A 20620-nucleotide genomic window follows, 5' to 3' on the forward strand; every position below is an offset into this window, starting at 1 on the left:
ACATAAACCAGATGCATCTTAGCCAAGCCGCAAACCTGTCCTAAAAAGCAGGACCACTTCAGTCGATCGCGCGCCAAAGCCAGTGCTTCTTGCCACGGATCGTGATCACGACTTCGTCCATATGCCACTTGTCGTTCGGTCGCGGTCGATCCCGACGGATGCAATCTGAAAAGTGTCGACCAAAACGATTGACTCAGAGCCGGACCGTTTCCCGGCTGACAATCACACCCCGCGCAGCCAACAGGTCTTCAACTTCAGCCGTGCTCAGGGCTAACCGGTGGTACGCCCAGACCGCGTAAGCAATGACCTCTCGAGGATAACGGAAGCCCTTTAGGCGCGACATATCGGTTGGAGTATTCATCAGAGGGCGATAGCCAAATCAAACGCGATAAACAACTTGGCAATGCCACCGTTTTGTTGATCTGTCTGGCATCCGCCAGCATCTAGCCCCGTTTTTCCTCTGAAAACGCTATCGCTTAGACTTGTCTTGAAATGCGATCATGATCAGAGCCAGAAGCGACGAGCCGATCATCAGCAACAATGAAACCGCATTTAGCAATGGGGTTGATCCTTCCTTCAACCGATCAAACATCGCGATTGTCAGTGGGGCATCTGATCCAACTAACATCAGGGTCGTGTTAAAATTTTCAAAGCTCATCAGAAATGCCACGACAAAAGCCCCGATCAATGCCGGGCGAAGAAAGGGTAAAGTGACCGTTCGTATCGCAGTAAGCTGACTTGCACCCAGATTGAGCGCCGCCTCCTCCAGAGTTCTGTCAAACTTCTGTAGGCGGGCTCCCACGACCAGCGTTGCAATAGTCGTGATAAAGGAAAACTGTCCGAGCACCACGAGCCAAAGACCGGGCCGCAATATTTCTAAGTCGATTTGGTAAGCGTCCCATACTTCGTTGGCCACGCGGCTTGAGAATACTAGAATGGAAATCCCCAATACAATTCCCGGAATAACAAGCGGCAACAACATCAGGACGTATAGAAGGCTTTGCCCCCGAAAGTTGTATCGATTGAAGAGAAATGCATTCGAGAGACCGACACAGACCGACAAGGCAGACACAAGGAATGCGACAAAAACTGAGGTGCCAATCGCACGCAAGATAGAGCGTTCGTGAAACACACCTATCATTGGCCGTTCTACTCCAAAGAACCAGTTCCAGGTAAAACCCTCCCATGGGAGAGAAGGAAATTGACCGTCGTTGAATGCAAAAACGGCTACAACCACCAAAGGCAGGGCCAAAAATACAAAGAACAAGGCCACATACGTGCCATACGCGAAGGTCAGCAATCGCGGTTGCGGGATTGACGGTATCAATTCATGTCTCCCATCACCCCATGGTCTTTTCTAAAGATTGCCCGGTCAGTTTTAACATGCCCCAGACGATAACAGAGGAAAGCATCAGCAATAAAAAGCCAAAGGCAGCACCAAGCTCCCAATTAAAGCGGACAATGAACTGTGAGTAGATCAATTCGGTAAACCAAAGGCTTTCCTTTCCGCCCAGCATTGTCGGTGTCAGATAATTGCCTAGGCTCAGCATAAATACCACAATGCATCCCGAGACGATCCCCGGCATCGCATGCGGAACAATGATCTCTCTCAGCACACTGAGCCCATTTCCGCCAAGGTCATATCCTGCTTCGACAACCTCATCCGGCAAGCTCTCCAACGTCGTTACCAATGGCACGACCATGAACAGCATGGATGTATAGACAAGTCCCACCATAATGGCCCCATCGTTGTAGAGCATCTCAACGGGACCGCTCGCCAGCCCGACAAACTGCAATATGTTCGAAAAGACACCGGTTTCTCGAAGCAGGATCATCCAGCCAAATGTCCGGACAAGTTCGGACACCCAGAAGGGCACGAGACATAAGAGAAACAAGGCAGATTGCATCCGTCCCTTGATCATCTTGGCGATGTAGTAGGACACAGGAAAGGCGATCAAAAGCGTAATGAGTGTCGCAACAATGGACATCATCGCAGTACGGAGAAACGTCCAAAGATACAGCGGTTCGTTGAAAAATGTCAGGTAGTTGGCCAGACTGGTTTGGTATTGCCCAACGCCAATCCGTTCACGGAGCGACACCAGAAAGACATCGACCTGGGGGATGAATATCAAAAGTGCCAGCCACAAAAGCAGGGGCGTTAGTAACAAAGCCAATCCAAGTTTTGATTCCGTGCGCATTTAAACTGTTCCAGCCGCGAAACAATTGCCTTGATCGCTTGACCAGCCAATATGAACGTCAGACCCTTTGTTCAAAGAAGCAAATTCGCCAGACTGAGGAAGATTAACTTCGATCTCGTCTTGGAGCCCCTCCCCGCGGACAAGAACGCGACTTGCGGCACCATTGAACAGCAAAGATGTGACCTGACCGGAAATTTGGTTGTCAAAAACTGCCAGATCATCTTTTGAATGGGCAATCCGAATAGCTTCGGGGCGTACAAACATGTCCGCTTGTTCACCCAATGCCAATGGGCGCCCGTGAGTGGCGCCGCGCAGCATCATGCCACTCTCGGTTTGCAACTCTATGTTCTGTCCGTCCTTTTTAGAAATACGTCCACGCCACCGGTTCGTATCGCCGACAAACCCGGCGACAAATGCAGTGTCGGGGCGATAGTACAGCTCGCGTGCTGACCCCATTTGCTCAAACCGCCCGTTGTTCATGACCGCAATATTGTCGGACATCACAAGTGCTTCGGATTGGTCATGCGTGATATAGACAAAGGTCGTATCAAACGCTGATTGAAGGGATTTGAGTTCAATTTTCATATGTTCGCGCAGCTTAAGATCAAGCGCACCAAGGGGTTCATCTAACAAGAGCACATCAGGTTCGAGCACCATACAGCGCGCGATCGCAACACGTTGTTTCTGTCCACCAGAAAGCTCGTCAACCTTGCGCAGGCCAATTCCGGGAAGGCCAATGCGTTCCAGCGCCTCGCCAACCTTTTGGTCTATTTCGGTTTTCGGCAGACCTGCACGGCGCAACCCATAGCCGATATTGTCGGCAATGTTCATCATCGGAAAAAGCGCAAGATGCTGGAAAACCATGTTCACCGGACGCTTGTTCGGTGCGACGCTTAGAACCGACTTTCCTTTGATTTGAATATCGCCTTCAGAGGGCTCGAGAAAGCCAGCGATCATCCGCATAATGGTCGTTTTGCCACAACCTGATGGCCCTAGGATGGAAAAGAAAGACCCGGGTGGTACTGAAAAGGAAACGCTGTCTACCGCAGCCGTATCCCCAAACCGTTTCGTCAGATGTGTGCATTCAAGATCAGGTGTCATGGTCGACTTCTTAATTTGAGAAGGGCACCCACCTAGAAAGTGGATGCCCATATTTGCTTTGACTTACTTAGCCGCTTTTACGCGATCCAGAACGCCACCTTCGATTGCCTCAAGACCGGCAGGCACAGGTGGGTACCATTTGATGTTGTCGATCGCTGCCTGTGGAAAGCTGTTTTGGTACTTGGCTTTCAGGTCAGCTGCTGCAAATTCATCGGCGCCTTGTGACGCTGTGAAGTTGCCTGCTGCTGCTGTGATCATTGCCGCGACTTCGGGCTGCATCACAAAGTTGATCCAAGCATAGGCTGCATCATCTGCTTTGCCTTTTGCGGGCAGGACAAATGTGTCAACCCAACCCAAGGCACCAGAAGCGGGTGCAACAAAGGTGATATCGGGCTTATCAGCATTCAGCTTCCATCCACCTGTATCCCAAGCCATGGATGCCACAACTTCGCCTGACCGCAACAAGCCCATCAATTCGTCACCGCCGCCCCAGTACGTTTTAACGCCTGGTTTGCATTCAATCAGTTTGGCTTCGACCTGTGACATGACATCTGCATAAGCTGCCTCATCACCATAGGCTGCAAACGGGTCCAGTCCCATTGAGAATGCAAAACCGATCAAAGTAGGTCGCTTGAGGCGATAAGATACTTTGCCCGCGACATCTGCGCTACACAGGTCTGTATAATCTTTCACCATTGGGGCCATTGCCGTGTCGACAACCAACCCGCTGGTGCCCCAGACGTGTGGAACGCCATAAACATCACCACCAACCGTCGTGTTGCCTTTTGTCGCTTCCATCATGGACGGAATGAACAGAGCGGCGTCAATTTTCGACATGTCCATCGGCTTGTAAATGCCAAATTCTTCCTGAGGGCCTGCAATCCGGTCTTGGCTTGGTTGTGCCAGATCGAAACCGCCACCACCAGTTGCACGCAACTTGGCGATCATTTCTTCGTTGTTGGATTTGGTGACTTCCACTGTGTGGCCTGTTTCAGCTTCGAATTTGGCCACCACATCTTCGGGGGCATATCCACCCCAAGTCAAAAGCCGGAGCGTGTCCGCATGTGCCGCAGAGCCGCCGGCCAGTAGTGCAAAGGTTACTGAAGCCGAGAGTGCTATAGAATGTTTTTTCATTGTTCGTGTCCCTGTTGAAGACCAATTTAGTTGAGTAAGCGGTCAGCCTGATAGTGTTGTGCTCATTAGTCAAATTTTCAGAGCATTAAGAACTCTGACAAAAGAGCTGCGTTAAGCGGACTGACGAACGCGCTCGACGCAAATTTTTTCCCGTTTCTGAGACAGGGCTTAACCGGGAACAGTGCACGTTTTGTGACAATGGTCAGGTTCAAACTGTCTGGATTCATAAATTGTTGGAGGGCTCCTTTGCCATCACGTTAGACGATTTGCAGCAATAACTTGCGCGTGTTCTCTTCGGTCATCTCGATTGGGTTGCCACCGGTGCTGGGGTCAATCAACGCGCCCCGAACGATCCGATCAATATCTGGGGATGAGACGCCGAGTTCTGTCAAGGATTTTGGAATGTTCAGTGATGCATTCAAATGATCGACGTAGTCGCAAAAACCGTCAAACCCATCTTGAATGCCCAGATAGTTTGCCGCTTGGCTAAACAGGTCTTCGATCGCAGGTCTATTAAATTGCAATACTGCGGGCATGCAAACCGCGTTCGTTGTCCCGTGATGGGTGTGATAGATCGCACCAATCGGATGGGACAACGCGTGGATTGCGCCTAAACCTTTTTGGAACGCGGTTGCGCCCATGGCGGCGGCAGACATCATATGTGCCCGTGCCTCCAGATCCGTTCCATCAGCATAAGCCCGTGGAAGGTATTCTTTGACCAGACGCATTCCTTCGAGTGCCATACCCTGTGACATCGGATGGTAGTGCGGAGAGCTAAAGGCCTCAACGCAATGGGCAAATGCATCAAGCCCGGTGCCAGCCGTGATAAATCCGGGCATCCCAACAGTCAGTTCTGGGTCACAGATCACGACGGATGGCAGGAATTTGGGGTGAAAAATGATCTTCTTTTCTTCGGTCTCAGAATTTGTAATGACCGAGGCACGCCCCACCTCAGACCCTGTGCCAGCAGTCGTTGGAACAGCCACGATTGGAGCAATCGCATCCGCGTCGGCGCGCGTCCACCAATCTCCGATATCTTCGAAATCCCACAGCGGGCGGGTTTGCCCCGCAAGAAAGGCCACCAGTTTTCCCAGATCAAGACCTGACCCTCCGCCAAATGCCACAACGCCATCGTGACCACCTTCATTGAAGGCGCGAACACCGGCAGCTGCGTTCTTTTCGTTTGGGTTGGGATCAACATCAGCAAAGATCGCGCGGCCAAGCCCCGCGTTTTCCAGCAAATCCAAGGTGCGGGTTGTGATATCCATATTGGCCAGACCACGATCCGTCACCAGCAACGGTTTTTTGATACCGGCAGCAGCACAAGCATCAGCAATTTCAGAGATGCGTCCGGCCCCGAAACGAACAGAAGTAGGGTAGGACCAATTTGCAGTAAGTGACATAAGATCAGGCCTTTTTTAGGTGGTAGGATTTGGGACGGGTAAGGTTGTGATAGCCAATGACTGACAGCCCACCTCCGCGCCCAGTGTTTTTACATCCGGTCCAGCACAAAGCAGGATCAAGGTAGTCTGCCCTGTTCATAAAGACGGTACCAGTATCGATTTGATCCGCAATAGTTTCGGCGCGCGTGGGGTCTTGCGTCCAAAGGGAGGCGGTCAGGCCAAAATCACTATCGTTCATAAGGCGAATAGCCTCCGCATCACTTTTGACCGACATGATGCCAACCACAGGACCAAAGCTTTCTTCGCGCATCACGCGCATATTGTGGGACACGTTGGTCAAAATCTGGGGCATCAGATAGGCGCCGCTGTCTTGTGGGAAATCCGATGGTTTGATGTGAGCGATGGCACCCGCGGCTACCGCCTCTTGCACTTGCGAGCGCACCTCGTCGGCAAACCTGACATGCGCCATTGGCCCCAAGGTCGTTTCCATATCCAGCGGATTGCCAAGCTTATAGCCATTTACGATTGAAACGGCCTTCTCAACAAAGGCATCAAACAGGGTTTCATGCACATAAATTCGTTCAATCCCGCAACAGCATTGACCTGAGTTGAACATTGCACCGTCAATCAGCGTGTCGACCGCCGCATCCAGATTGGCATCTTCCATGACATAGCCCGGATCTTTGCCACCAAGTTCAAGACCAAGCCCAGTGAACGTGCCACTTGCAGCCGCTTCCATGGCCTTGCCGCCACCCACCGATCCTGTGAAATTCACAAATCCAAAGGATCGGGCCGCAATCAAATCCGAAGTGGTTTGATGATCAAGGAATACGTTCTGGAAAACATCCTTGGGAACACCGGCGGCGTGGAACGCTGCGGCCATTCGCTCACCGACCACGGGGGTCTGTGACGCATGTTTCAACATAACTGCATTGCCCGAGATCAAGGCCGGAGCCACTGTGTTGATCGCCGTCATATAGGGATAATTCCATGGGGCGACCACTAGGATCAAACCATGCGGAACACGCTTTATCACTCGACGAAATGCATCACTGTCCTCGATCTCAATAGGAGCAAGAGCATCCTGCGCGATTTCGGCCATGTAGCTGGCGCGTTCATTGAAGCCACCAAACTCACCACCATAGCGAACCGGGCGCCCCATCTGCCAAGCGATCTCAGGCACGATTTCGTCGTTCAGTTCACCAACACGCGCAACGCTTGCCTGTACCAGTTCGATCCGCTCTTGCAGCGGTCGCGCTGCCCATTCAGCCTGCGCCAGTTGGGCTTTTTCCACCGCATCTTGCGCCTGAGCAAGGGTGAGGGTCTCTCGTTCTGCGTAAACGGAACCATCAATTGGTGAGATACATCTGATTGTCATGGACTAGGCCCTTTCAAAGCCACGTGCGATTTCCCAATCGGTCACCACACGGTCAAATTCTTCTTGTTCCCATTCTGCAGCACGCGTGTAGTGATCGACAACATCGTCGCCCATTACGTCGCGCAAGAAAGCTGAATTGCGGAGTGTTTCTGTCGCGCGTCGCAGGGTCTGTGGAATATCCTGTGCCTTGGCGTCTTCGTAGACGTCCCCGGTGGTCGGAGGGGACAGTTCCATTTCGTCTTCAATTCCCTTGATGCCTGCGGCGAGCATGGCCGCTTGTGCCAAATACGGATTGAGGTCTGACCCACCAATGCGGCATTCGACGCGTACCCCTTTGGTGCCATCGCCACACAGACGGAACCCTGCGGTGCGATTGTCTACGGACCACACGGTCTTGGTCGGGGCAAAGGTCCCTTTGGAAAAGCGCTTGTAGCTGTTGACATAAGGGGCAAGAAAATATGTGTAATCTGGCGAAAAGGCGATCAATCCCGCCATATAGTGGCGCATCAGTTTGGATTGGCACAGCTTTTCGGATGGATCATAAAATACGGGCTGTCCGTCTTTCCAAAGGGATTGATGCACATGCGAAGAAGACCCCACGCGATCCTGATGCCATTTAGGCAGAAATGTCGCTGCGTGGCCGTTCTGCCATGCGATTTCTTTGATGGCATGTTTGGCAATCGAGTGGTGATCGGCGCAATTTAGGGCGCTATCATACCGGATGTTCAGCTCTTCTTGGCCTGACTCGGCCTCGCCTTTGGTGTTCTCAATGGGCAAACCCGCTGCAAAGAGATGGTTGCGGATCGGCCGCATCACGTTCTCTTCTTTGGTGGTTTGAAAAATGTGATAATCTTCGTTGTACCCACTGATGGGTTCCAGATTTCGAAAGCCCTCTTTGCGGATCTCGTCAAAGCTCTTTTCGAACAGGAAAAACTCCAGTTCGGTCGCCATTTTTGCCTCAAACCCCAATGCCTCAAGACGTTCGATTTGCTTTTTCAAAATGGCACGGGGCGAATGGGAAATAGGTTCATGTGTGTGGTGATCCAGAATATCGCAAAGCACCATGACCGTCCCATCAAGCCATGGAATAGGGCGGATTGTTCCAAGATCTGGCTTCATCACGTAATCGCCATAGCCGGATTGCCAACTGGTTGAAGCATAGCCATCTGGCGTTGCCATTTCCAAATCGGTGGCAAGCAAGTAGTTGCAGCAATGCGTCTCATTATAAGACGTCTCAACGAAGTTGGCTGCGTGGAAACGTTTGCCCATCAAGCGGCCTTGCATATCCACAAAGCAGACCAAAACGGTATCAATCGCTCCTTCTGAGACGCGGGATTTAAGGTCATCAAAACTCAGGGTGCCAGGCATGTCATGTCCACTTGCAAAAGATGTGTGCGGGGGCAGAGAAAATCTGCCCCCGCAGGATTTAGCCGTAACGGTAAGGTCGGCCAGCCTTAACCATATCGGCATTATACTTCTTGATAATGTCGACCACACGGCGTTTTACTTCCGATTCAGCCGCGATCTCTTCCCAGAATTCAAACGCCTTGGCCTCAACTGTGGCCCATTCGTCGTCAGGAATAGATGTCAGTTCCATCTTGGGACCATTCACACGCAGATCCGCTTCTCCACCCCAATACCACCACTGACGATAGTAGTGCGACTGGTCACAGCACACACGGAACAGTGTTTGCAGGTCTTCTGGCAGTTCGTTCCAACGATCCATGTTGGCATAAAACGACCCAGCCCATGCACCCGAAATGTTGTTGGTCAGGAAGTAGTTCGTTACGTCAGCCCAGCCGACGGTGTAATCTTCGGTAATACCTGACCAGGCAATGCCATCCAGTTCTCCGGTTTGCATGGCGACTTCAATGTCTTCCCAAGGCAGGTTTACCGGAATCACACCAAACTGGCTTAGGAAACGACCCGCTGTGGGGAAGGTAAAGACGCGTTTGCCTTTAAGATCGGCAAGGCTGCGGATCGGGTCTTTGGTGGCAAAGTGGCAAGGATCCCAAGACCCGGCACTGATGTGCTTTACACCAACTTTTGAGTATTCCTCATCCCAGATTTCGTTCAGGCCGTATTGGTTGAACAGTACCGGCACATCCAGTGAGTAACGCGATGCAAAAGGGAAGTATCCGCCAAACACGGTGACTTCAGTTGGCGACGCCATTGAGTCATCATCTGATTGAACAGCATCAATTGTGCCACGCTGCATCGCCTGAAACAGCTCGCCCGTAGGCACAAGCTGATCGGCAAAGAACAGTTCGATCTGCATGCGATCACCAGCGATCTTGTTGAACATTTCAACGGCAGGCACGATCACGTGCTCTGCCAGTGCCGCACCTGCATAGGTCTGCATGCGCCACTTGATTGTGCTTTGGGCCAACGCTGGGGCTGCGAGCGCGGCAGCTGGGGCTGCGGCTGCGGCACCTTGAATAAACTTACGTCTAGTAGTCATTTCTCTCTCCGTTGTTGTTAATACTGCCGCATTTTCCTGCGGTTCTTTTAGGGTTTGTTGTAAACGTAATCAGGGAGCCACGTGGCAATGCCCGGGAACACCATGACCAGGACAAGCGCCAGCACCATCACCATCACAAATGGTGTGATCGAGGCGTAAATATCGCGCAGAGTAATTTCCGGCGGCGCCATGGCTCTCATCAGGAACAGATTGTAACCGAAGGGCGGAGTCATATAGGCGATCTGCGTTGTGATCGTGTAGAGCACACCATACCAAATCAAATCAAAGCCTAGCTCTCCGACCAGTGGGACATATAGAGGCGCGACAATCACCAACATCGCGGTGTCATCCAGAAACGTGCCCATCAAAATAAAGCTGAGCTGCATGAGGATAAGGATCATCCAAGGGCTCAGGTTCAACCGTTCGGTAAACAGGTTTTCGATGGCTTTCACCGCACCTAAGCCATCGAACACAGCCCCAAATGCCAGTGCAGCCAGAATGATCCACATGAACATACAAGTGATGCCAAGCGTTTTGCGGACGGAATTCTCAAAGACTTCCCGGGTCATGCGTCGCTTGACGACTGCGGCTACAAAGGCCGCCAATGCCCCGATAGCCGAGCTTTCAACAAGTGACGTCCAGCCGTTTACAAACGGGATCATCATGGTTGCGAAAATGATGATCGGCAAAAGGCCCGCTCGCAACAGCCGAAGCTTTTCAGCCCGTGGAATGTCGCGTTCTTCTTTGGACAAGACCGGCCCAAGATCTGGGTTCACGCGGCAGCGGACGACGATGTAGAGAATGAACAACCCCGCCATCATTAATCCCGGCAACACACCAGCCAACCAGAGTTGGCCAACCGGTTGACGCGCGATCATCGCATAAAGCACCAAGACCACCGAAGGCGGCACAAGAATGCCCAGACTGGATCCGGCTTGAATAACACCCGTCACCATTCGTTTGTCGTACCCGCGCTTTAACAGTTCAGGCAGCGCAATAGTTGACCCAATGGCCATTCCCGCCACACTAAGACCATTCATCGCCGAAATCAGAACCATCAATCCGATGGTGCCGATCGCAAGCCCACCACGCAGCCCTCCCATCCAGACATGGAACATCTTGTACAGATCATCAGCAATTTTGCTTTCAGACAGCACATAGCCCATGAAAATAAACATAGGCAGCGTTAGCAACGGGTACCATTTCATTAGCTTCATTGCGGCCGAAAACCCAAGATCATATCCGCCTTTGTCCCCCCACAACACCAAAGCGGCGACAACGGCAACAAAGCCGATCGCACCAAACACGCGCTGCCCCGTTAAAAGCATCAGCATCATGGACGAAAACATCAGAGTGGCGATCATTTCATAGGACATCAGATGTCTTCACCCTTCAGACGCAAGACGTCTTTTAAAAACTCTGAAAAACACTGCAAGATCATTAGAAACATGCCGACAATCATCAGAGCCTTGATCGGCCAAATATAAGGTCGCCACGCGGTCGGCGAACGCTCTAGACGCCCGACTTCTTCAGTCCCGATCAAAATGCCAGCTAGAAAAGATGTCGGCTCTGATCCCCAATATCCCAGCGAATAGGCGGTCGAGCTAATCCCGCCATACAGCAAAACACACAGGTAAAAGATCAACAGAAGAACCGTGACCAGATCAAACCAGGCCTTTTTGCGGGTGCTCCATTCGCCATAAAGCAAATCCATCCGCACATTTGTCCCCATCTGGATCGAATAGGGACCGCCCAGAATGTAGTACGCAACCATCACGAACTGGGCCATTTCCAGTGTCCACAAGGATGGCAGGAAAAAGGTTTTGCTGATCGAGGACCAAAGCAAAATACCCATCAGGACAAAGATGCCATACATCGCGATCCGTCCGATCCGAAGGTTTACGGCATCAACGGCCCCTATGTATCCGTGCATCAAACCACGCATTCAACGGAACCTTGTGCATTTAGCGAAGCAAACGCAGCGACAATCCATCCGGCAAGCATATCCGCCATCCGGATCTGCTCGGCGTCTGTCCGAATGAGATCATTTCGGATCTCAAGCATCACATTGAAATGGTCGTCTGGTATTGCATGCTCAATCAACGTATGGGTCACGCCATGCTCGGGCCCATAGGGCTGATTGCGCCGAACGTTTGCCTGCGTGTGATCGGCCGCCAACGCCAGCATTGCGTCCGCCAGACGAGTATCCGTGTCATGCAACACGCCAATTTCGACGGCACGTTGCTGACCATGATACACAGGCGTAAAACTATGAATTGTTACGATGACCGGGTTTGCTGTCTTCGCTATTTTGCTTTTCAAGGCACGCTGAAACGGCTCGTAGTAAGCTTGAACTCTATGGTTTCGCTCCGCGAAGCTTAGCCCCAAATTGCCGGGAATATCAATAATTTCGCTGCGGGCTGGCATCGCATCCGGCGCAGTTGGCGGGCGGTTACAATCATAAACCAATCGCGAAACACCACTGGCAACCAAAGACGCATCCAAGTTGTCAGCAAGACGTTGAGCCACTGCCAAAGCGCCGGGATCCCAAGCCACATGGCTTTTGCAAAGCTCATCCTGCAAACCCAGGCTGTTAAACTCTGCCGGAATAAACGACGATGCATGTTCGCACACCAATAGAACCGACGACAACCCAACGGGGTTTATCGTTTGAGTATACTCATCTGAAATTTCTCGATTGCTGTCGATCATCGCACCCCCTCGAGACGTAAACTTCTGTCGCGAGGTAGATTCTGTCAACAAAATTCTGTATTATTTATTTCAGAGCTTTTAGGTTTGTAAAATTATAGATCAGAATGGAGCCTTTCATGTCGAACTCAGAGCAAACTATTTCTGATCGCATTCAACAGAAACTGGATGATCTGACCCGCGCGGAACGCCAGTTGGCCCATTCAATATTGGAAAACTACCCTGCATCTGGTCTGGGCCCCCTGACCGCGCTGGCAAAAGACGCAAATGTCTCAGCGCCTACCGTCGCCAGAATGGTTCAGAAGCTGGGCTACAAAGGATACTCCGAATTCCAAGCCGAGTTGCGCGAAGAGTTAAAAGCAAAAGCCAAAGACCCGATCGCCAAGCACGATGCCTGGGCCGAGGGCGTTCCTTCAGAGCATATGCTGAACCGTTTCACTGATGCGGTGATCGACAATATCCGCCACACTTTGGGACATATCGACCCAGAATTGTTTGATCTGGCGTGCAGCATGGTCGCCGCGCCCAAGAGCCGAATGTACATTGTGGGTGGGCGGATCACGCACACTCTTGCCGAATACCTGTTCCTCCATATGCAGGTCATCCGACCAGAAGTGGTTCACATTCAATCCACATCGAACGCTTGGCCGCATTATCTTTTGGATGTCAAAGAAGGTGACGTCTTTGTCATCTTTGACATGCGACGATATGAAAACAACACTCTAAAGCTGGCCGAGATGGCCCACAAAAAGGGCGCAAAACTGATCCTGTTTACAGACCAGTGGCGCTCGCCAATTCATCGTTTGGCGGACATCAGCTTTAGCAGCAGGATTGTGGTTCCCTCTGCCTGGGATTCCGCCGCTTCCACGCTCCTTTTGGTTGAGACGATGATTTCAACAGTTCAAAACCTGTGCTGGGGTGACACAAAAGATCGGGCTGAAGAGTTGGAGAAAATGTTCGATCAGACACGGCTGTTTCGAAAATTCACGTAACGACACGTGGGGGAGGTTCGGAAAATGGTGGTGTCAGACAAATTCTAACCAGCTTCTACAAGGCCAACATGACTGTCCTTAATGCCGCGCAAAGACCACGCCACTCAGCGAGAGCAGCTGTGCGGTTCAGCTTGAAATGGCATCTTTTCGAAAGGCTGCGGTCCTGATTAAAGTGATTGAAAATGGACGCGTGGACGGAGACGAATTTCTGGAAACTTCGCATCCGGCGAAAGCGGTGCATGCCCCTCTCTCGCCTTCGGAAAGGTAGATGGGAATTCTCAGCACGGTTATTCTTCCAACGGCCAGTTTCTAGCCTGACCGCATTCCCGAAAACTTTCATTGCGGCACCATAGGAACGCAATTTGTCGGTCACGATGACTTCCGGTTGTCCATACCGCTTCATCGCTTTCTTCATAAATTTAAAGGCTGCGACCTTATCCCGGCGCTTAGTGACGAAACTTTCTAGCACCTCACCTTCGTGATCAACGGCCCGCCATAGGTAATGCCGTTCGCCGTTAATCTTTACAAAAACCTCATCAAGATGCCATCGCCAGTTCGAGTAACACCGCATCCGGTCGATCCGTTTTCGACGGATTTCAGATGCAAACAACGGACCAAATCTGTTCCACCAAAATCGGATAGTTTCATGGTTCACGTCAATACCGCGTTCATAGCACCAAAACAGCCCGCGCTTGTCGCCAATCCAATGTATCTTTTGACTGTAGTCCCGAAACCTATGATCGAAAATTGGTTTCTCCGAAAACAGCTGGCGAAGGCCATGGCCTGCCAAAGCCCGACCAATGACGCTCTCCCATACATATCCTAGATGGGGAGGGCGTTTGGATGGCGACGACGGACACCAAAAGCTGACTTTAGCTGCGATATAGCAATCTGGAAGTTTGGGCTCAAAGCCGCCTTGCGGCGGCGCGGCAGCATATCTGCAGCAAAATTGCGTGTGGCCTCAGCTGGCCAATGGCCGGTGCCAACCCCGAAGCCGTCATTGATCGAGCGCGCGGCGAATGGCCGGAACGAGCCCATAATGACCGATGCTGCATCTTGCACAAAGAGCAGCGAAGCACCGAATACAGACATTGGTCCCGGAAAAGCCGACCCTAAGCTGCAGCTGACCGATGCTTGATTTCGCCGCGGCGTGGCTTACCAGACCGATTTTGGCTGCGATGCAGAAAGCACTCCGCAACCAGTTCGTCGAGCGACAGGTGCTTATACAATCTCACCCGTGTCCAACCGAGCCAGCCAATCCGTCGCGTCATCAACTATTTTTTTTCGTTGGCCTACGTCGCGCTTGTCCCAACTCCGATAAATAACGGCCATCCTCGGATTGTTTAGAAATCGGTCCCGATGGCGTTCGATGAAGTGCCAGTAGAGAAGATTGAAAGGGCAAGCCCGCGCGCCCGTCTTGGTCCTAACGTCATACTGGCAGCCCGTACAATAGTCGGACATCTTGGAAATGTAGTTGCCCGATGAAACATACGGCTTGGATGCGACCAACCCGTCGTCTGCATACTGGCTCATCCCAATAGTGTTGGGCGCTTCGACCCATTCGAACGCATCGACATATACGGAAAGATACCATTCGTGCACCTCCCCGGGATCAAGGCCGGCAAGCAGGGCAAAATTGCCAATAACCATCAGTCTTTGGATGTGGTGCGCGTAGCCGTGTTCCCGGGTCTGCCCCACAACCTCGTCAACACAGTGCATGTGTGTTTCGCCCCCCCAGAAGAAAGCAGGGAGCGGACGACTGTGGTCGAGCATATTTCGGGACGTGTAGTCCGGGCCTTCGAAAAAGTAGATGCCCCGCACATATTCGCGCCATCCAATTATCTGCCTGATGAATCCTTCGGCCGCATTCAGAGGTGCCTTACCTGCACGCCAGGCCGCCTCGGCCCGCAGGCAAACTTCCATTGGAAGCAAAAGACCAAGGTTGAGATATGGCGAGATGACCGCATGCCAAAGCCACGGGTCGCCCATGACCATGGCGTCCTGATAGTCACCAAATGACGGAAGAGTATGGGATATGAAGTGGTCCAGAACCTCAAGTGCCTGTTCCCGATCCGTCGCGAACTCGAAGGGGTGCAATTGCCCGAAATTCCCTGCGAAACGATCCTTGACGAGGTCAAGCACCTCGGCAACAACAGCATCGGGTGGAAAACCAGGCGGTTTAGGAGGGCGGGCGTCTTCTGGTGCAGGCTTGCGGTTCTGGTTGTCATAGTTCCATTTGCCACCGGCTGGTGCGTTTCCGTCCATCAGCAATCCTGTCTTGCGGCGGACATCCCGATAGAACCACTCCATTCGAAGGTGCTTGCGGCCTTTTGCCCAGTCGGCGAAATCCTTGGGCGAAGTGACAAAGCGGTCATCGGGTAGCTGGCGCATGACGAGTGGCAGATCGTTCAGCGCGGCGATCAGCCGCCATTCTCCGGGCGTCGTGGCGATAACTTCCTCGACAGCAAACTCCGAAGCACGGCGGACAAGCTCTCCGGGAATTGAGCCTGTGTTGGCCTCATCGTCGAGCCTGCTATAGGCGACTGTCCAGCCGTCTTCTCTCAGGGCCATCGCAAATCTGCGCATCGCGGCCAGAACCAGCGCGATTTTCTTGGGATGATGCGGGACGTACGTGGCCTCGGTCATGACTTCGGCCATGATAACCACGTCACGTTCTTTATCAGCCATTCGCAGCGAAGAGATGTCAGTGCTGAGTTGATCACCAAGCACCAGGATGAGACGCGGCTTCACCATGGGACGGGTTTCCCCGCCCAATCGAAAAAGCCACCGTTGTCGGCTGGAGTCAGCTGATCAAGAACCGCAACAAGGTTTGCGGCCGCCTCGTTTGGCGTCACTTTTGCATGCCCAGAGTAAGCCTTGGAGAAGGGCGTCTCTACGGTGCCCGGATGCAAAGACACTACAATGGCCTGTTTGCGCTTTCTCGAGATCTCGATAGCCGCCGTGCGCACGATCTGATTGGCTGCAGCCTTGGACGCGCGGTAGCTGTACCACCCCCCAAGGTGGTTATCACCGATCGACCCGACACGGGCAGTGAGAACTCCCACCACGCATTGTGCGTCTTGCGGCAAAAGCCGAGGCAGGTGTTTCAAAACCAACGCAGGGCCAATGGCATTCACCGCCAAGACGCGCGCTAAGTTTTCTGCCTCAATCTCTGCAAGCGACTTCTCGGGGCGTGCGCCCTCGGGGGCCAGAATTCCGCTGGCAATCAAGACCGTGTCGAAAGGTCCTCGCAACACGCTCATGGCCCTCTCGACGCTGGTGGGATCAGTTAGATCCAATCCGTCGCCTGCGCGCGACAGCCGCGTCACCTCGGAACCATATGTTGCGAGAGCCGCGGAAAGCGCCGTGCCAATCCCACCCGAGGCCCCTATGACAAGTGCGCGGCGCGTCATCCCGACCTCACCTTGCGCGACCTGCGACAGCGCTCAGAACAATACCGTACGTCGCTCCATGATCGAGGCCATTTCCCAATCCACGAAAACGGCCGACAACTCACCGGACAGGTTTTGAATGGCAACTCGCTTTTCCGCACGGACCTATACCCCTTATGGCTGAACCCCGAGTGACTTACGGGTTCGCTTAATTTCAATTGTTACGACCCAAACCCCGATCAAGATCAAAAACAAGCTCGAACAAGAGTGTTTTTGAACCATCTGCGGGCGGCCTTCGTATTTAAAGACAATCAAGAAAGCGCGTAGATATGACCGAACCAAAACCCATCATCATCTGGTTTCGAAAGGACTTCAGGCTTGCCGATCACAAGGCGCTTTGTGAAGCCAGCAGAAGCGGGCGCCCGATCATTCCAGTGGTTGTTCTGGATGAGGTTACAGAAACTTTCGGAGCGGCCCCCAAATGGCGCCTGGCCCAAGCGATTGAGCACTTTAACGATCGGCTAAAGGCGGTTGGATCAAGGCTGATCTTGCGTCGCGGAACCGTCGCAGACGAACTGCTTGCCCTGGCACAGGAAACCGGTGCGGGGGACATCTGGTGGACGCGGGCCTATGATCCTGACGCGATTATGCGTGACACCAAGGTCAAATCAAGCCTGAAAGAAGCGGGGATTGGAGCCGAAAGCTGGCCCGGCCACCTTTTGTTCGAACCCTGGGCCGTGACGACCAAGCAGGGCGGATTCTTCAAGGTCTACAGCCCGATGTGGCGTGCCGTAAAAGACCTGGATGTCGCGCCGCCTGACCCCGCGCCACTACGCCTTATGGCGCCCCAGAAGTGGCCGGACTCTGATCGACTTTCGGGCTGGGCGCTCGACAAGAGTATGGATCGGGGGGCAAAGGTCTTGGCCCGACATGCAAACGTTGGCGAATCCGCAGCCCATGCACGCCTTGCCAACTTCCTGAGCGGGTCAATCGGTGCCTACAAGGAGCGTCGCGACTACCCGGCGCAAAACGCAACCTCCCGCCTGTCTGAAAATTTGGCCTGGGGTGAGATCGGCCCGCGTACGGTCTGGCATGCTGGACTGCGTGCGCATCTGGAAGGTCAAAGAGGGGCAGAGCATTTCCTGAAAGAACTGGTATGGCGCGAATTTGCATATCATCTGGCCTTTCACACCCCCGAGATCACTCACAAGAACTGGAGATCGGAATGGGACGCCTTCCCCTGGTCGGACCATGAGGACGAAAAAGTTCTGCGATGGAAACAGGGGCGGACGGGTGTTCCCCTCGTCGATGCAGCCATGCGGGAGATGTACGTCACCGGCCACATGCACAATCGCGGCCGCATGATTGTTGGATCCTATCTCACCAAACACATGCTCAAGCATTGGCGTATTGGACAGAAGTGGTTCGAAGAATGCCTGATTGACTGGGACCCCGCGGCGAATGCGATGGGATGGCAATGGGTTGCGGGGAGCGGCCCGGATGCCGCGCCCTATTTCCGCATTTTCAACCCGGAAACACAGGCCCAGAAATTCGACGCCGAGCAGACGTACATTCAAAGATTTGTCGCCGAACGCGCGCCGGACCCCGGTCCAGAGGCTTTGGCGTTTTTCGACGCCTGCCCGCGTGCGTGGGGGCTGTCGCCGGATGATCCTCACCCGACCCCGATCGTTGGACTTGCCGAAGGGCGGCAGCGGGCTCTTGCAGCTTATGAAGCCCGTTGATCCTTGCAACAGGCCACGCGTTCAATTCAGTTTCTCGATGATGAAATGAGAGCAAAATGCAGAAAACAAAAGAACACGTCGTTGTGAGGCCTATAACAGCTCAGGGCAGCACGGGAGATGCTGTGCCCAGCATCTACTATGATGGCTCCTGCCCTCTTTGCACCGCCGAGATCAATCACTATGCGTCCAGGATTGGCAGGAGCAAACTGCAACTGGTCGATGTTTCGATGGAAGGTGCCGACCTGAAGTCCGACCTTGGGGTCGAAGACGCCATGAGCCGGTTTCATGTTCGCAAACCGGACGGGGAACTTCTTTCCGGGGCAAAAGCCTTTGTTGAAGTCTGGCGGTTGGCGCCGGGTTGGACATGGGCTGCCCGATTGGCAAGTATCCCAGGTGTGCTGCCCATAATGGAGGTGTCGTATAGGGGTTTTCTTGTGGTCCGCCCGGCAATCTCGGCGCTTGCAACGGTCCTTGGCGTTCAAGCCGCAAAGCGGACCTTGATGACAATTTACTGAACGGCAGCTTGGTCCGCAGTGCGGCCCTCTGGCCAACAAAGATGCTGCACGATGTGTCGAACGGCTGTTTCGGGGAATCTGCAACGCAGCGCTTGGACATCTGACCAACGGCGCCTTTGGGCCGCGAGCCACAATTTTGTTGGTCGCATCTTAATGTATGTCGAGTGAAATCACTTCCAAGTTCGAGGCGACATTTCAAACCACAGAATTCATCTATAATGCTGAAATTTATGATGTATTCCCATTCTTGGAAGATGAAACTGAACTTGGCGTCGCTTTTCCAAGTTAATGGCGTGTATTTGGGATATTCGGCCCGTAAGGATGATCTTTGAAACCTAATTCGCCTTTGTTTTAAAGGGGTTTTTATGGTGGCGCGAAGTTTGCAAATATCTCTATTCCGAAAAACGTCAAATGCAACATAATGACTATTACTCGCCGATTTGCAAAACAGCTAGCGATCCTGTGATCGAGGGAATGGATGTGCTTGAAGTTCCAATTTTATTGGCGGTTTGCTGCACATAACCGACCTTGGTGCGCAAAGAAGCATGTGGGCTGCGGTCTGTAAGGGCTTGAACGGCCGCTTTTACCTGGTTGGCGCGGATTTCTTCGCGGCTGCAGTAAACTTCCGCTTTCCGCCCTAGTTACCAGCTGACCATGTCTGCACTAGGCAGACACCAGTCATTGATCACCTGAGGTCACACGCAATTTCGCTGCAGGTGTGCTGCCGCAAGGTGGCTTTGGGCCCACCTTGACCGATGCTGTGATGCGAGCGAACGGCGGTTTTCGATCATTGGATAAGATCGTGGCGAATTCTGGCTAGGGCTGTGACACTTCACTTCAGAAAACGAGTCAATCTCTAGGCTAGGATAACCTCGAAAACAGGTCTCTGCGTCGTACGCTAGTTTTTTTGCAGTGACGCAATCTCTAGTCGTCTCCGGTCAACAACGTCTATCCGATTGTACCGGGTCAATATTGCTCCAGAGTCTACCAAAGACGTCAGTGCTCTTCTCACACTGGACTTTGATATCCCTAAGGTGGCGGTTAGATCGTTTTGACGCACCTCGATAGCTGTGCCAATACTGGACAGTCTCAACAATTGGCGGGCCAAACGCGCTTCGGGTGGAAGCGACTGGAGCTCTCCGACAAACGTCATTAATGCTAGGATTTGTTGAATTGTAAGAGAGTAGAACTCCGGCCAAAACTCTGGGTTCTCCTTGACAAATCTTCGCAAGGCCTTGGACGGGACATAGTAGATTTCACTGTCCACAGCGGCCACCAGATTGAACGGGCGCGGCATGTCCGGCAACAACGATCCATGTCCTAACCATCCGCCCGGTGGCATGCGGAACGTCACCAGGCTCTCCATACCTTCCGGTGCAAATTCGAGGTCCACTGCTCCGACACCGATGCCGTACATGCCATCTGTGTCATCACCGTCATGAAACAACGATGCACCGGCAGGAACTTCCAGCCAACGCCCGTTATCGACGAACCAGGCCCGAAGAGCCCCCGAACATTGTGACAACCACCCGATACGATCGAGAGGGTCTGCTTCATGGTCAAGGGTCTTCTTTGATTTTGTCATCTGTACCAAG

The 20620-nt window shown here is 52.8% G+C and carries 19 protein-coding genes and 2 pseudogenes; 3 read left to right on the forward strand and 18 right to left on the reverse strand.

The genetic code is table 11. The features are described from left to right. Positions 1–61 precede the first annotated feature (61 nt). The 12 genes and pseudogenes from FAP39_RS08425 to FAP39_RS08480 all read right to left on the reverse strand — a co-directional run. Positions 62–361: pseudogene (locus tag FAP39_RS08425) on the reverse strand (IS6 family transposase); the annotation flags it as partial. Positions 362–469: 108 nt separating this feature from the next. Beyond that, positions 470–1327: an ABC transporter permease gene (locus FAP39_RS08430; RefSeq protein ID WP_138015964.1), complete on the reverse strand. Its 858-nt coding sequence runs from the start codon at positions 1325–1327 to the stop codon at positions 470–472. A 13-nt stretch (positions 1328–1340) separates the two neighbouring features. After that, positions 1341–2198: an ABC transporter permease gene (locus tag FAP39_RS08435; RefSeq protein WP_138015965.1), complete on the reverse strand. Its 858-nt coding sequence runs from the start codon at positions 2196–2198 to the stop codon at positions 1341–1343. After that, on the reverse strand, positions 2199–3299 hold the full coding sequence (locus FAP39_RS08440) for an ABC transporter ATP-binding protein (RefSeq protein WP_138015966.1): 1101 nt from the start codon (positions 3297–3299) through the stop codon (positions 2199–2201). A gap of 63 nt (positions 3300–3362) precedes the next feature. After that, the gene (locus FAP39_RS08445; RefSeq protein WP_138015967.1) at positions 3363–4433 is read right to left on the reverse strand and encodes an extracellular solute-binding protein; all 1071 of its coding nucleotides are present in this window, start codon (positions 4431–4433) and stop codon (positions 3363–3365) included. Between the two features lie 257 nt (positions 4434–4690). Next, entirely contained in the window at positions 4691–5836 is a 1146-nt protein-coding gene (locus FAP39_RS08450; protein WP_138015968.1) for an iron-containing alcohol dehydrogenase, read from the reverse strand. Positions 5837–5840: 4 nt separating this feature from the next. Beyond that, positions 5841–7214 carry an aldehyde dehydrogenase family protein gene (locus tag FAP39_RS08455; RefSeq protein WP_138015969.1) on the reverse strand — a complete coding sequence of 458 codons (1374 nt, stop codon included), beginning with the start codon at positions 7212–7214 and terminating at the stop codon, positions 5841–5843. Between the two features lie 3 nt (positions 7215–7217). Continuing rightward, positions 7218–8582, reverse strand: a complete 1365-nt coding sequence (locus FAP39_RS08460; RefSeq protein ID WP_138015970.1) for a glutamine synthetase family protein — start codon at positions 8580–8582, stop codon at positions 7218–7220. A gap of 58 nt (positions 8583–8640) precedes the next feature. Next, positions 8641–9675 (reverse strand): TRAP transporter substrate-binding protein, encoded by a 1035-nt coding sequence (locus tag FAP39_RS08465; protein WP_138015971.1) that lies wholly within the window; start codon positions 9673–9675, stop codon positions 8641–8643. A 47-nt stretch (positions 9676–9722) separates the two neighbouring features. After that, a complete protein-coding gene (locus FAP39_RS08470; protein ID WP_138015972.1) occupies positions 9723–11051 on the reverse strand; it encodes a TRAP transporter large permease in 1329 nt (442 codons plus the stop codon). Then, positions 11051–11620, reverse strand: a complete 570-nt coding sequence (locus FAP39_RS08475) for a TRAP transporter small permease subunit (RefSeq protein WP_138015973.1) — start codon at positions 11618–11620, stop codon at positions 11051–11053. The genes FAP39_RS08470 and FAP39_RS08475 overlap by 1 nt, the downstream gene beginning before the upstream one ends. After that, positions 11608–12387 (reverse strand): N-formylglutamate amidohydrolase, encoded by a 780-nt coding sequence (locus tag FAP39_RS08480; protein ID WP_138015974.1) that lies wholly within the window; start codon positions 12385–12387, stop codon positions 11608–11610. The genes FAP39_RS08475 and FAP39_RS08480 overlap by 13 nt, the downstream gene beginning before the upstream one ends. A gap of 116 nt (positions 12388–12503) precedes the next feature. Between FAP39_RS08480 and FAP39_RS08485 the strand changes: the two genes are divergently transcribed. Further along, the gene (locus FAP39_RS08485; RefSeq protein WP_138015975.1) at positions 12504–13376 is read left to right on the forward strand and encodes a MurR/RpiR family transcriptional regulator; all 873 of its coding nucleotides are present in this window, start codon (positions 12504–12506) and stop codon (positions 13374–13376) included. A gap of 55 nt (positions 13377–13431) precedes the next feature. Here the strand turns inward: FAP39_RS08485 and FAP39_RS08490 are convergent. The 5 genes and pseudogenes from FAP39_RS08490 to FAP39_RS08510 form a co-directional block, all read right to left on the reverse strand. Then, positions 13432–14049: pseudogene (locus FAP39_RS08490) on the reverse strand (IS6 family transposase); the annotation flags it as partial. A gap of 149 nt (positions 14050–14198) precedes the next feature. Next, positions 14199–14468 (reverse strand): hypothetical protein, encoded by a 270-nt coding sequence (locus FAP39_RS08495; RefSeq protein ID WP_138015976.1) that lies wholly within the window; start codon positions 14466–14468, stop codon positions 14199–14201. 129 nt (positions 14469–14597) lie between these two features. Next, positions 14598–16130 carry a cryptochrome/photolyase family protein gene (locus tag FAP39_RS08500; RefSeq protein WP_171006817.1) on the reverse strand — a complete coding sequence of 511 codons (1533 nt, stop codon included), beginning with the start codon at positions 16128–16130 and terminating at the stop codon, positions 14598–14600. Continuing rightward, complete coding sequence (locus FAP39_RS08505) at positions 16124–16789, reverse strand: SDR family NAD(P)-dependent oxidoreductase (RefSeq protein ID WP_138015977.1); 666 nt, start codon at positions 16787–16789, stop codon at positions 16124–16126. The genes FAP39_RS08500 and FAP39_RS08505 overlap by 7 nt, the downstream gene beginning before the upstream one ends. Then, positions 16786–16929 carry a DUF2256 domain-containing protein gene (locus FAP39_RS08510; protein ID WP_138015978.1) on the reverse strand — a complete coding sequence of 48 codons (144 nt, stop codon included), beginning with the start codon at positions 16927–16929 and terminating at the stop codon, positions 16786–16788. The genes FAP39_RS08505 and FAP39_RS08510 overlap by 4 nt, the downstream gene beginning before the upstream one ends. 168 nt (positions 16930–17097) lie before the next feature. On the opposite strand from FAP39_RS08510, the gene FAP39_RS08515 reads away from it, so the two are divergent. Further along, positions 17098–18510 carry a cryptochrome/photolyase family protein gene (locus FAP39_RS08515; protein WP_138015979.1) on the forward strand — a complete coding sequence of 471 codons (1413 nt, stop codon included), beginning with the start codon at positions 17098–17100 and terminating at the stop codon, positions 18508–18510. A 56-nt stretch (positions 18511–18566) separates the two neighbouring features. Next, positions 18567–19025: a thiol-disulfide oxidoreductase DCC family protein gene (locus FAP39_RS08520; RefSeq protein ID WP_138015980.1), complete on the forward strand. Its 459-nt coding sequence runs from the start codon at positions 18567–18569 to the stop codon at positions 19023–19025. A gap of 898 nt (positions 19026–19923) precedes the next feature. On the opposite strand, the gene FAP39_RS08525 is transcribed toward FAP39_RS08520, so the two are convergent. Further along, positions 19924–20610: a Crp/Fnr family transcriptional regulator gene (locus FAP39_RS08525; RefSeq protein WP_171006811.1), complete on the reverse strand. Its 687-nt coding sequence runs from the start codon at positions 20608–20610 to the stop codon at positions 19924–19926. Positions 20611–20620: the final 10 nt, after the last annotated feature.

It is taken from the genome of Shimia litoralis, from assembly GCF_005518135.1.
In the GTDB taxonomy this organism is placed as follows: domain Bacteria; phylum Pseudomonadota; class Alphaproteobacteria; order Rhodobacterales; family Rhodobacteraceae; genus Shimia_E; species Shimia_E litoralis.